The sequence below is a fragment of the Neobacillus mesonae genome, assembly GCF_023715155.1.
GTDB classification, from domain to species: Bacteria; Bacillota; Bacilli; order Bacillales; family Cytobacillaceae; genus Neobacillus; species Neobacillus mesonae_A.
The window spans coordinates 17,025-29,783 of the sequence record NZ_JAMBNQ010000017.1 but is presented as its reverse complement, the minus strand read 5'-3'; the positions used below and the strand labels follow the sequence as shown (position 1 = coordinate 29,783).

The window sequence follows — 12,759 nt, the reverse complement described above, 5'->3', positions numbered from 1 at the left end:
GTGGAGACAGTATGTTTCTGCTCTTTCTTTTTCAAAAAAATGATCCGGGAGCAGCCTTTCATACGAAAGTATTCACGGATAATAACTGAAAAATGGCAGGCCTTGCCTCATATTCAAGGAATGGTTATCACTGGGGGGGTTATGCTTCTAATGTACCTTTTAGAAGGACCATAACCCTTCCCCTATTTCCTATGACTGTATGGAAGTCAGTAAACAAGAGCGCCAGCATTTCAAGATTCTATCTCTATCGTTTCAATATAATTATCATATGATCCAAGACAGCAGCTGCCATTACACCAAAACAATATCGTATTAAATCGGCAGCTAAAAATCCGTGACCGAGAATCAGCGCCCCAAGTACGGTTCCGCGCAATTGATTAATCCAATCGGCCTGGTAGAGCTGGCTGAATTCAATTCCGAAACTAAATAACAGACTCAGAATAATGGCGGTGCGGAGGTCACTCCTAACGAGCAAAAAACGGAAGCCAAAATAAACCATCATGGCCCACAGCATATCCCCAGCGTTTTCCGCCACAAATAATGGAAGTGCATCATCATATTTCCTTGAACTTAGGCCCAATATAATAGTGACTATTATCATAAAGGTATAAATTATTCTTTTGCGAGTGGCAGCAGTCACCTGAATTCCCCCCATAAATGTTAGTATGTAATCCTACGGCAGACGCATTTCTGTAATTTATCACCTATTAAGGTCCTGATGACTAGCTGCATTTGAGCGAGGCGCCCCAGCAATCAAAGGATGGTAATCGTAAAATTTGGTGTCTGGCACCACCTGCAAGCGTCCAATTTTCTGAAGTGCGGTTTCTGAACTCAAAGACAATCTTTTCAAAGGGATATTTTTTTGCATGGTCTGCAGTATGATAGTAAGCAAACAGCCGTTCCAATAATCTATTAAATTATCATATAGGCTTATTCACCCGAAAAATTGGTTTCCAAAGGGAAACAGGAAAAATCCCCCCAAAAAATGAATCAATGAGAGGGCTCCATTACTTGGTTGAGCAGGTAACTTTTTGGATAACCTGTACCTAACCCCATTTTTAATAGGAGTGTTCCCTTGTTATGCTGAAATTAATGTTTATACTTTGCCCGGCTGTCATCATTTTCATTTTAACCTGTACTTCAAGTATAGAAAACTTTATAGATACCATGAACCCTAGTTTTATATGGATGAGTGAACCTGACTTTTCCCAATTTTTCAATCCGCTGCCAGATGTAATAACAGAAGATTTTATGCATCAAAAGATGGGTCATGCGTTGGCTTTTTTTATATTTACTATTGCGCTATATACAGCATTTCCTTCTTTTTATTTCTATGGGATATTATCATTTCTGTATACGTGGGTAACAGAGTTATTGCAGTTGTTTTTCATGAGAGATGGAAGACTATTTGATGTAGGGATTGACAGTATTGGGATTGGAACTGCGATACTGATTATCGGATTATGTGGACGGTATTCCAGTACGCTGAAGATTGAATAACAAAATCCTGGTACTTTGCACCCCGCTTGAGCGGATCTATCAGCACCAATTTTAATGAGTGATCATGGGTGGATAATCTAGTGGGAAGAATTTAAATATTTACAATAGACTTAAATAAAGGAGACTCCATTTTTCATAGGGTCTCCTTAGTTGAGTTAATCGCTCCCTTCCTAAAGAAGAGCGCTCCAACTATGTAATTCGCAAAAAACAAACAAATGATTGTGTCCTTTCTTTGATATAGAGGACGGCTATATCTGCTTCCTTGATTCACTCTTTGAGGATCAAGGTTCCTTATTATCTTTATGGTTCCCGGTCTGGCTCGGCTTCAAAAATGCTATCAAAGTCAATGTCTTTTTGGATCTCCTTTACCACTTCATGTGGCTCCATCTCTAATCCTTTTGAAAGTTTAAAGATGGTAAAAAGGGATGGATCGGCCTTATCATTTTCGAGTCTGCCTACATATGACCGATCCAATTTACTATCATGCGCAAGTTTGTCTTGCGTCTTTCCTATTGATTTACGCAATCTCCTTAAGCCTTCTCCTACGAAAATATTCTTATCATTTGCCAAGGGAAATTCTCCTTTTTAAGACCATTAGATAATTACTGAGAAGATTGCTCCACGGACTATAATCCGCAAAATGGTTATTTTGGATATTTTTTTTGAAAAATTGGCTCATCGCATGTTTTTTCTTGTTCATTTGCTCAGTTAGTAAGGTCAATTTTTTCGGTAAAGGCACTTAAAATGTCATGATGTAAAAAAGGAAATAACTGAAGGATGATAGCCGTAAGTTCGAGGGGGTTGGTAAATGAATAACAAAATTAACGTGTTCAAAAGAGTCAGAAGTCAAGAAAACTTTAAGGCATGATTTTGAAATGACAGGTAAAGTCATGAGCAGTATCGAAACAGAGCAGGTGGTATTTTCTAAGTTTTTTAACTATAGAAACCATTGTTGGAAAATAGTGATGGGGAAAAGATAGGGCATTACATATTGGTTGCGGCTGTCCTAGTGGTGGGAAAATGGATAGTACTGTAATGTAAGAGAGTGGTATTCCATTCCCTTCTTGAGGATGGGGCTATTTATCGTTCACGTAAATTAGTAGGAAGGCTTTAAAAATTTTGCATGGATGGAGAATTCAAACATGGTGAGGCAATCAGATTATTTAGGCAAAAGCTATCAGGATATCGACCCAGAAGAGGTCAAACAAAAAATAAATAGAGAACCCATATCAACGGAAGAGATAGCCATATATCTTGAACATTATGGTACCTATCATACAAGACCCAAGAAAAAGAGTATTACCAAGCGGACAATAGAAAATCACATAGCTAAAATAGTGGAAGACAGTAACGGTCTTTTGACAAAAGAGGACTTTCAATGGAATGGGGTCTATAAGATTGACCCAAGGTTTCACGGACTCCTTCTAACGCTGCTTGACAGCAATTATTTTGATGGAAGGAAAAACAAACGCAGACTAAGCACAAGGGGAGAGCTGTATTCCTCTTTGGTTGATAATGTGAAGGTCTATTTGAATGATGAGGATAAGCGTGAAATCATGGATCATCCCTCCTACACCAATGCTGAACTTGAAGGTAAATTGACGGAAAGATTGTCGAGTGAATTGGCTTTATTATTCCGGGAGCTATACCATGCTGATTCCACGGTGCGGTATCGAATGATGAAATATGTCATTGAAAATATCAGTGAGACTCGGAAGTGGATAACCGAAACGGATACCAGGATATTTACTGGAAAGTTGATGTTCGGCGCAAAAATAGCTGCAGATGAACACGATGAAAATGCTAAGCTTTTAAAAGAAAAGATTCAATCCGATTCGTTAGAGGATTATATCATGATGTGTTTAGCAGATAAGGTTCACGGGAAAGAGAGTGTGGAAGAAGCGGACGAGGAATCTATCATTGGCTATCCGGCCATTTATTTAACCGACTTGTTATATGATTTAACGAATAAAGATGTTATTGAAAGTGAACTAAAAGATATAGATGAAAACATAACCTCATCGGAGCGGTTCAAGTTGATCGAGGAAAAAGCGAAACAAATCCTAAATATGGAGGATCCATTTGAAGGACTGATTTATAACAGCCTGATTCATTTACTTAAAATTTATTTAGTGACCCCCTATGTGTCAATGAAAGAATCCCGCGAAATCATGGACTTTATAGAGAAGGCCATGGAGAAAGACAAATGGGATATACTCAGGGAATTTAATCAGTAAAATAGTAATTTGTATTTTTCTTGGACTTACTTCTTTTGGAGATGGCATAGTTGACTTACATTCATGAGGAGGTCTTAACTATGGCAAATATTCCAGCAAAAATAATCGAACAGAAGTTAAAAAAAGAAGGCATCGAGGTAGATGGATACAATGTCATTTATGGTATTGAAGCCGACTATCAGGCAGAAGCTGAAGAATTAGGTATGTCGAACGGAATAACAGATGAATTTGACTTTAAATCTGAATATCTGGTGGCGGGAGGAAAGGTAACATTTTACGGGAGAATGTGCAGGGACTTTCGTCAAGTTTCTCCCACTCAGGAACTTCCGTATTATTATCCATTTATTGAATCATGTAAGATTGAAAAAGATGGTGAAGAGGAAAAGGTAATTGCGTTGGAGGTTTATTGGTCATAATTTTAATATGACTGTTGTGGTTGAATTGCAGGTTTTAGCAGATTTAATTAAACGTTTGTTTGGATATGGGGCGGGGATTTTTGAATCTGGAGTTGGCATTTGAGAAGAAACGTAAACCAATTCCCCGCCTGCCATTATTCGTCAATATTCCAGGCACCTGGAGATGAGAAACCTTGATTACAAAGGGATAATCCCCAAACCAAATAAACGTTTGTTTGACTGACAAAAAATTCAGCAGTAAATGTGAAGAAACATTGTTGGAAGAGGTTTGCGGCTGATTTTAACTAAACGTTTGTTTGGTTTTGATCATGGAGGGTTTTGTCGGAAATTGAATGTCCCTTGGTATGTATTTTAAGATCAATTATTTGCAAGTAAATAATGAAGCATGGCGCGGTTCTTTGGCTTCAATCTCAAAAGTAAAAGCAACAAGAGAGGATTTAATTGTTTTGATGGCGTTTGTACCGGCAAAATCCACTACAGTAGGAGACCCTGTTTTCCCACACGAATCTCCTGCTCCTCCTAACTATGTAAATGATGGATTTTTGATTCTTCCTCCAATAACCCCTTTAATAAAAGGTTGGGCAATTACATAATGATAATATTAATCTTTTAATTCTTTCACCCTAGATACTAGTCGATTTTTACTATACGAACTTCTAATAATAGGAATAAAGTGGTATTATAAAGGAAAAAAATGTTTATTTTTCTAGGGGGAAGTGGAGTGTTCTGCAGTCATTGTGGTTCTAAATTAGAAAATGAAGCAAAGTTTTGCCATCAGTGCGGGCAAAAAGTGCTGACAAATGGTGATGTCTTTGAAGAGATAAAACAGGAGACAACACATTTGGCAGAGGGAAATATCCCATCCGAGCCTGCTGGGGATGAACAGGCATTAAGATGGTTTGTGGGGGAGAAAAAAGAAAATTACTATCTAAAAAAGTGGGCTAAAGGAGACCGCTCCTGGAACTGGGCTGCTTTTTTCTTGTCCTACTTTTGGCTGGGATATCGGAAAATTTACAAACCCATCCTTTGGGTGATGGGCGCCTATATACTGCTGGATCTTGTCATCGCCTTATTGGGTATAGATAGTACGAAGCTTAATAACGCTATTGGCATTGCTATGGGAATGTCGTTCGGCTTTTGGGGAAATCATCTTTACCGCCGGCATGCTGAAAAGGTGATCAAAAATGTTAAAGGCTCTTACAGTGATATGGAGTCGGTGAAGAACGAAGTAAGGTTGCGAGGGGGGACAAGCTGGTTAGGAGTTTTAAAATCAATCGGGATTATAGCCGGGTATACGGCATTATCGATTCTTATTTTCACCTATGTTCCGGCCATAAATAAGGCCGCAGAGCCAGCTAATACTGTGCAGACGTCTGTTGAAAAGACGAATTCGAAAGGTGATATTGAGAAAGATGTTAAAGACCTTCTTCAAAGAAATGTCCAAGCCCTTGAAGACGAAAATCTAGATGAGTATATGTCCATGATTGTTGATGGTACAGATCAATACGACCAAACAAAAGAAATGTTAGGAACTTTATTTGACCATTATGATCTGGATTATAGTATCCGTGATATTGAATTTCTATCGGTCACACCGACAGAGGTGAAGGTTCGCGTTACCCAAACGACTACCCTGGTTGAAGGAGAGGGATTCCGCGATAATCAATCTGTCATGGTCCATACGTTAAAGCGGCAAGATGGAAAGTGGAAGATTTTTAACAGTGTAGCGGAGGATATCCACTATCTGGATGATGAAGGAGCGCCGGATACAACTGCAAATACAGACACAGGTACAACCACAGATACCACCGCTGCTCCCGAAAATGAAACCACACCTTCAGTTGGATTGACTGCCGAGGATATTGTTCAACAGGTTTGTATCAGCTGCCATGGTGGAAATCTTGAGGGCGGGATAGGACCTGCCTTGACTAATATTGGCTCAAAGTATTCACAAGATGAAATAAAAGAGATTATTCTAAATGGCCGTGGAAACATGCCTGGTAATCTAGTATCAGAAGATGAAGCTGGAATGATTGCCGAGTGGCTGACTCATTAAGGGATCAGACCCCCACTCGGCTAAAGTTTAATGCGGTAATGAATTAAAAAGGACCACCATTCAGCTAAAGTTTAGCGTGTAATGAATTAAGACGGAGGCGGCATGCTTCCGTTTTTTTTTCGTTTAAAATAAAGTTTTAAATAAATATGTGCACCCCGTCCCAAGTTAAAGTTCAAATGTTTGGCACCATCGTCCATCATCATTATTTTCCCACATCCATCCCAATAGACCATCAATGTTTTCCTGCCAGTTCTGCTTAATCCATAGAGGTTTCACCATATTATCTGGCTCTGAAAAGGCGGTAATAGATTGCTTTTCCACATAGATGTTCGGAAGAATGTCCCTTTTTTTATAAAAAGATGTATTTAAATTACAGAATATTCATAAGATTATTATTGGTTAGACCGCTATACCTCTATACCGCGATATCACAAAGGAAAGAAGGGCTTGGATGAGAACAATTATTAAGAATGGGATGGTCGTCACTTCAGGGAGTACCTTTAAAGCAGATATTTTGATTGAAGGGGAATCCATTACATCCATTTCAAACGATATTGCAACAAGATCTGGAGACAAACTCATTGATGCGGAGGGGCAATATGTTTTGCCGGGTGGAATTGATGTTCATACCCATCTGGAATGGCCGCTTATGGATACAGAAACTGCGGATGATTTTGTCAGCGGAACTAGAGCAGCAGCAGTCGGTGGTATTACTAGTATTATCAATTTCACAAAACCCAAAAAAGGGGCATCCCTGATTGCCACTCAGGAGGAATGGATTGAGAAGGGGAAAAAGTCAGTTATCGACTATGGTCTCCATGCCATTATTAATGAATACAGTGATAGAGTACTAGAGGAATTGCCTATTTTAGCAGAAACCTATGGCGTTGGTTCAATCAAGCTTTTTATGGCCTATAAAGGGGAAATGATGGTCAATGATCTCGAAATGTACAAGATCATGAAAAAGGCAGGGGAGCTGGGGGTTATCACCAATGTCCATGCGGAGAATGGCGATATTATTGACGAAATGATTGCGCAGGCATTAGCGGAAGGAAAAACAGACCCCATCTACCATGGATATACCCGGCCAACCCTTTTGGAGGCAGAGGCGACGGGGAGAGCTTTGGCTATTGCGGAAGCGGCAAATGCCCCCATCTATATTGTCCATGTCAGCTGTTCGGAAGCATTGGAAAAAGTAGTGGAAGCGAAAAAGCGTGGTGTGCAGGCTTTTGCCGAAACCTGTCCACAGTATTTGGTTCTTGATATCAGCTATTTGGACCAGCCCAATTTTGAAGGCGGTAAATATGTATGTTCCCCGCCGCTTAGAGAAAAGTGGAACCAGGATGTTTTATGGAGGGGGCTGCAAACGGGCATGATCTCTGTTGCAGGTTCTGACCATTGTCCTTTCCGATTTAAAGATCAAAAAGCAATGGGCAGAAACAATTTTTCAAAAATCCCAAATGGGTTACCTGGCTTGGAGGACATTTTCTCCATCCTCTATCATTTTGGTGTTCACGAAGGGCGGATTTCATTAAACCAATTTGTTGAAATTATCAGTACCAATCCTGCCAAGATATTTGGGATTCCTAAAAAAGGAGATATCTCGATTGGGTATGATGCCGATCTCGTTATTTTGGACCCTAATGGATCAAGGGTCATTACCTCGGAAAGCCAATACCAAAATGTTGATTACAATGTTTATGAAGGATTAGAAGTGCAGGGAATCATTACAAATGTTCTATCTCGTGGAGAAGTGATTGTGAAGGATGGTCATTTTACGGGCGATCCAGGCCGTGGAAAATATCTGCACCGCAAAAGGCAAAATCGAGACAGCAGCCTTCACGCCCAAAAGAACGGCCAAACCAGAGAAACGATTCAATAACATTCTATTATGGGAAAGGCAGATTTTGATGGTATACAAGCTTCATTGAAAAAGGGGGAAATAGGTTGAGTACAACAGCCATTTTGGTAACCATATACTTTATGCTGCTGATTGGATGGGGCTTTTATAATTTTATAAAAAAGCAGAAGTCAGGGCAGAACTCGCTTGAGGAACAATTTATTGGGGACCGCTCCTATACGACAGGTCCATTATTGGCATCATTAGTAGCCATTTGGGGTTCCAATTATACCTTAATCGCAGCGGCAGAATCGGGATTTACTAGTGGTATATCGGGTGTCATCTGGTACGGTATGGGGATTGTTATTCCATTATTCCTTTTTTCCTGGCCGTTAAATATACCGAAGCGAATACGCGAACTGCATCCTAAAGGTCTTACATTTATTGAAATTATAGGAAAAAGGTATGATGAAAAGTCAAGACTGGCAGCGCTGGCTATCTTATTTATTTCGAATATCTTGTTTATCATATCGATCGTTTTAGCGACGGGAATTGTTCTTAAATCATTGTTGAATATTGACTTATCAACGGCCATTATTATTGGCGGCGGGGTTATGATCGTCTATACAGCTTTAAGTGGTTTCGATGCTTTAATATATGGACGTATCTTTCAGCTGGCTTTAGCCGGAGGTGCGGTTGCAGTGGCAATTATCTTGTCTGTTAACGCATTTTCCCTGCCTGAGTTAATCCATCAAGTATCTGCCAATCGTGGTGAAATGTTAAATAGCATTAAATGGGGACCAACTGAAATGCTTGACTTCTGTATCGCAAGTGTTGGTTTTGTTTTTGGCTCTCCTATTCTCTACCAAATTGCTTTTTCTGGTAAAAATGATAAAGTCGTGACTCGTGCGTTTCGATTGTTCCCGCTTGCATGGGCTCCGTTTGCTGTTGGTACGGCTATTATGGGAATGGTTGCCTTCTTGTTATACCCTGGGATCACTGGTCAGGAAGCAGCGATGACATTGGTTGCCAATTTATTTCCGGAATGGGCCGCTGTTTTATTCTTTCTTGGAGCTTTAGCATTGGTTTTTTCTACCGCAGATGGAGCCATTAATAATTTAGCTTCCATCGTGATCTTTGATGTCTACCAAAAGCATAGCAAGAAAGAGATGACTCCTAAAAAAGCCTCTATTTTAAGTATGACGACCCAAATTTCTTTGGGCGTGATTGGCATCATTGGCGCCCTTAACTTTGGGGATGGAGTGCTCGCCTTGTTAGTTTTAAACGGAACCGTCAATATTCCTTTCATCTTTACCATTGTTCTAGGATTATATTGGAAAAGGACCCATCCTACTGCGGCATTTTGGTCAATGATTATAGGCATCACTTCCGTAATCGTTCTTTACTTTGGTTTCCATCAATCTATTTATACAAACTTTGCTGGAATCGTTACTTCTATTCTTATTTTAGTTATTGGTAGTTTCCTATTAACGAATAAAGAGACGGATTTACTCTCTTTATCGACTAGGAATGTCTCAAAGGGGGGTGATGGTGTTGCCTAAAGTAGTTATTGGCTCCATGATATCTGTCATCATCTATATCGTGATCTTTTTCTTGGCAAAAGCATCTGAGGGCAGCTCCTTAGTGATTCCAGTTGAATTTTTATATCTATTTTTAGTATACGCTGTTGGGGGTTGTTTGTTATTCGTCTTTGTTTTGCCAGTCCTCATCATTATTGGAGAATTAAAAGGCAGGAAAGAAAGTAATCAGCCAAACAATCTGAAAATATCAGACTAATTTCACGATGTAGGGGGATCCGATTGTATAAGCCAGTTGAAAAGGGTAAACGAAACTATGAACTTGTCATTGAACAGCTGCATTTGTTAATTGCCGAAGAGAAAATCAAACCAGGGGACTTAATTTTGCCTGAGCGCAAGCTGGCCGAACAGCTAAATGTAAGCAGGACCTCGGTTCGTGAAGCCTTACGTATTTTAGAAGCCCTTGATGTGGTGTTCGTTAAGCCGGGGGAAGGCACCTTTCTTAAAAAGCCGACTATGAATGGAATCATTGCCCCCTTTGCTGATGTTTTTACAGGAAGATACGGATAGTCACAGTAATCTTTTTGAAACAAGAACATTGCTGGAATCTGGAATTGCCAGGCTGGCTGCTCTAAGGAGAACAGAAGAGGACTTGGAGGCCATTGGCAGGTATGCCCGTGAAATAAGGGAAACCAGTGATTTAGAAAAAGTCATTCAAGCGGATATTCATTTTCATGACAGTGTGTTAAAGGCTGCCAAAAATCCTGCTCTTACCAGCTTTATCACTCTCGTACAAGAATTGATGAAACATGGGATTCGGAAGACAAGAAAAATTCTCTTTACGGAGCAGGGAGAAAATGAAATCTCAGCAAATTACCATATCAAAATCTATCATGCGATTCGTGATCAGGATCCTGACGCAGCTTATCATGCAATGTATGAGCATCTTGAATATACGGCCAATAAATCGATTGCTATCCAGAATAGGCAAAAAAATGGTTTATGAATCCAGATGTTTTTCTAAATTTTTAGGGTGGTGGGAGTGAATGATGAAAAAAGGGATACATGATGTACCTTTTCTTACGAAATGGTCGATCAGTCAATTCCTGGAGAGAGCTGCTATTGCTGGACTGGAAGGTATAGAACTGAATCTGCAGGAGAAGGAAGGCTATCTTACTGTCCATTCATCGCTTGTTGAAGTGAGAGCGATAGCGGAAGAAGTAAAAGGTGTCGGTTTAGAAGTGCCCACATTGTCAACAGGCTTGCATAATCATTATGCCCTGACATCAGAAAATTCGGATTTGCGGAAACGCGGGGAAGAAATTGCTTTTCAGATGATTGAATTCGCTGCTGAATTAGGAGCCTCAGTCATTCAGATTGTTCCGGGTACCGTCAGTCGTGATACTTCCTATGAACGGGCCTATGAAAGGTCACAGGAATCCCTTAGTTTACTGGCCTCAGAAGCATCTGCCGCTGGTGTGACCATTGCAGTCGAAAATGTATGTAATAAATTCCTGCCTAGTCCATTGGAATTTGCGCGTTTTCTTAACGAAATCAATCATCCCGCAGTGAAAGCCTATTTTGATACTGGAAATGCAATGGTAACAGGCCATCCGGAGCATTTTATCGAGGCTATAGGGAATCAAATTGCAGCCGTCCATGTAAAAGATTATCGATATGAATCAGGTGATTTTGCCGCTCCTCTTAGCGGTGATGCAGACTGGCCGGGGATTATGAATGCTTTACATGAAGCTGAAGCAGGAGGATATCTCATCTCTACGCCGCCAGCCTATCAACATTGCCCGGAACGATTAATCGAAGCGGCTTCGGCTGATTTAACCGCACTGCTTAACTTAGTGGAAGAAGGAAGATAGGCAGTATCCTACGTTCCTAATTTACTAGACTAAATTTTTTGAAATGGAAAGGATGGTTGAAATGACGGTTTTACTAACAGGAGGTTCCGGTTTTGTGGGGATCAATATTACGGAACGGCTCCTAGATGAGAATATAGATGTAGTCAATTATGCAACTCTTCCTGTGCCGGATGAAGCAATCCCGTCTTTAGAGGGCCGGCGCGGAAATTATGAATATGTGGAAGGAAATGTACTGGACCGTGAACGATTAGATGCCGTCATCAAAAAATATCATATTAAGACCATCATTCACGCTGCCGTGATGACGCCTGATTTTAAAAGGGAACAGCAATCGAGTAAGGATGTCACGAATGTCAATTATATGGGGACAGTTGAAGTACTGGAAGCGGCCCTCAGACACGGGATTGAAAAATTTGTCTATTTAAGTTCCGTATCTGTGTATGGTGACACTGCTTATACAGATCACAGACTGTCTGAATCTGACTCCATTCCTTTGCCAAGGTCTTTGTATGAGATTACGAAGTATGCTGCGGAGAGAACCGTCCTAAGGTATAAAGAATTATTTGGTTTACCTGTATTAGTCGTACGACTCGGTCAAGTCTTTGGACCGTGGGAGCGGTATACGGGTATTCGGCACACACTTTCAGGCCCGTTTCAGGCAACGAGACTTGCGGTATTGAACCAAGAGGCACTCCTGCCATGGCCTGGTATGAGAGATTGGGTCTACAGCCGTGATGTGGCAAATGCCATTTTGCATTTGATGCAAAATGACGATTTACACTTCGACTTATATAATATCGGCCCGGGTCAGTCGTGGAGCGTGGAGGATTGGTGCAAACTGCTGGAAAAGGAGATTCCGGGTTTCCGCTATCGTTTAGTGGACCATCCAGACGAAGCCACTATCGACTACTTCGCTCCAAAGGATGCCAGCAGATTAGTAATTGAGCGTCTGCAGCAAGACGGAGGCTACACTCCAAAATATGGACTAAAAGAGGCGTTTCACGATTATATGAACTGGATCAAAAATACCTCACATTTCTGGACAGAGGAAAAGGTACGTTCTACTACTTAATTTGGGGTCAGACCCCCATTAAGCTAAAGGCTTAACGCATTAAAGTACAACATAAAAAATGGAAAAGGTACGTTTTACTACTCATAAGGGATGAATGGAACAGGCCAGGCGTAAAATAATCCCCACCTAGAATCCAGGTGGGGATTATTTGTGGTTTACGTATCTGTATCAGCCATTTTTGATTGCTGCTTCAATTTTTCCGTCAAGCACCTTAAGCCGCTTAGTT

At 40.5% G+C, this 12,759-nt stretch carries 15 protein-coding genes; 13 read left to right on the top strand and 2 right to left on the bottom strand.

From position 1 onward, the window contains the following. Positions 1–244: 244 nt before the first annotated feature. Positions 245–655, bottom strand: coding sequence for a ribosomal maturation YjgA family protein (locus tag M3183_RS14780; protein ID WP_251470868.1), 411 nt, complete (start codon positions 653–655; stop codon positions 245–247). Between the two features lie 425 nt (positions 656–1,080). On the opposite strand from M3183_RS14780, the gene M3183_RS14775 reads away from it, so the two are divergent. Then, positions 1,081–1,500: a VanZ family protein gene (locus M3183_RS14775; protein ID WP_251470867.1), complete on the top strand. Its 420-nt coding sequence runs from the start codon at positions 1,081–1,083 to the stop codon at positions 1,498–1,500. A gap of 300 nt (positions 1,501–1,800) precedes the next feature. Here M3183_RS14775 and M3183_RS14770 read toward each other — a convergent pair whose 3' ends face one another. Further along, on the bottom strand, positions 1,801–2,070 hold the full coding sequence (locus M3183_RS14770) for a helix-turn-helix domain-containing protein (RefSeq protein WP_251470866.1): 270 nt from the start codon (positions 2,068–2,070) through the stop codon (positions 1,801–1,803). Between the two features lie 572 nt (positions 2,071–2,642). On the opposite strand from M3183_RS14770, the gene M3183_RS14765 reads away from it, so the two are divergent. From M3183_RS14765 to M3183_RS14715, 12 genes are all read left to right on the top strand, one after another. Further along, the gene (locus tag M3183_RS14765) at positions 2,643–3,737 is read left to right on the top strand and encodes a hypothetical protein (RefSeq protein WP_251470865.1); all 1,095 of its coding nucleotides are present in this window, start codon (positions 2,643–2,645) and stop codon (positions 3,735–3,737) included. A gap of 80 nt (positions 3,738–3,817) precedes the next feature. Then, positions 3,818–4,153 (top strand): hypothetical protein, encoded by a 336-nt coding sequence (locus M3183_RS14760; protein ID WP_251470864.1) that lies wholly within the window; start codon positions 3,818–3,820, stop codon positions 4,151–4,153. After that, a complete protein-coding gene (locus M3183_RS27145; RefSeq protein ID WP_285879888.1) occupies positions 4,128–4,256 on the top strand; it encodes a hypothetical protein in 129 nt (42 codons plus the stop codon). The genes M3183_RS14760 and M3183_RS27145 overlap by 26 nt, the downstream gene beginning before the upstream one ends. Positions 4,257–4,497: 241 nt before the next feature. Next, a complete protein-coding gene (locus tag M3183_RS14755; RefSeq protein WP_251470863.1) occupies positions 4,498–4,746 on the top strand; it encodes a hypothetical protein in 249 nt (82 codons plus the stop codon). 128 nt (positions 4,747–4,874) lie between these two features. Then, positions 4,875–6,209 carry a DUF2628 domain-containing protein gene (locus M3183_RS14750; RefSeq protein WP_251470862.1) on the top strand — a complete coding sequence of 445 codons (1,335 nt, stop codon included), beginning with the start codon at positions 4,875–4,877 and terminating at the stop codon, positions 6,207–6,209. 451 nt (positions 6,210–6,660) lie between these two features. After that, positions 6,661–8,091 (top strand): dihydropyrimidinase, encoded by a 1,431-nt coding sequence (gene hydA, locus M3183_RS14745; protein ID WP_251470861.1) that lies wholly within the window; start codon positions 6,661–6,663, stop codon positions 8,089–8,091. 65 nt (positions 8,092–8,156) lie between these two features. Then, positions 8,157–9,611: a sodium:solute symporter family protein gene (locus M3183_RS14740; RefSeq protein ID WP_251470860.1), complete on the top strand. Its 1,455-nt coding sequence runs from the start codon at positions 8,157–8,159 to the stop codon at positions 9,609–9,611. Continuing rightward, positions 9,604–9,846, top strand: coding sequence for a hypothetical protein (locus M3183_RS14735; protein ID WP_251470859.1), 243 nt, complete (start codon positions 9,604–9,606; stop codon positions 9,844–9,846). Before M3183_RS14740 ends, M3183_RS14735 begins: the two co-directional genes overlap by 8 nt. 23 nt (positions 9,847–9,869) lie before the next feature. Next, the gene (locus M3183_RS14730; protein ID WP_251470858.1) at positions 9,870–10,157 is read left to right on the top strand and encodes a FadR/GntR family transcriptional regulator; all 288 of its coding nucleotides are present in this window, start codon (positions 9,870–9,872) and stop codon (positions 10,155–10,157) included. Next, positions 10,108–10,593: a FadR/GntR family transcriptional regulator gene (locus tag M3183_RS14725; protein WP_251470857.1), complete on the top strand. Its 486-nt coding sequence runs from the start codon at positions 10,108–10,110 to the stop codon at positions 10,591–10,593. Before M3183_RS14730 ends, M3183_RS14725 begins: the two co-directional genes overlap by 50 nt. A gap of 40 nt (positions 10,594–10,633) precedes the next feature. Then, positions 10,634–11,461, top strand: a complete 828-nt coding sequence (locus M3183_RS14720; RefSeq protein ID WP_251470856.1) for a sugar phosphate isomerase/epimerase family protein — start codon at positions 10,634–10,636, stop codon at positions 11,459–11,461. Between the two features lie 61 nt (positions 11,462–11,522). Next, positions 11,523–12,533, top strand: coding sequence for an NAD-dependent epimerase/dehydratase family protein (locus M3183_RS14715; RefSeq protein WP_251470854.1), 1,011 nt, complete (start codon positions 11,523–11,525; stop codon positions 12,531–12,533). Positions 12,534–12,759: the final 226 nt, after the last annotated feature.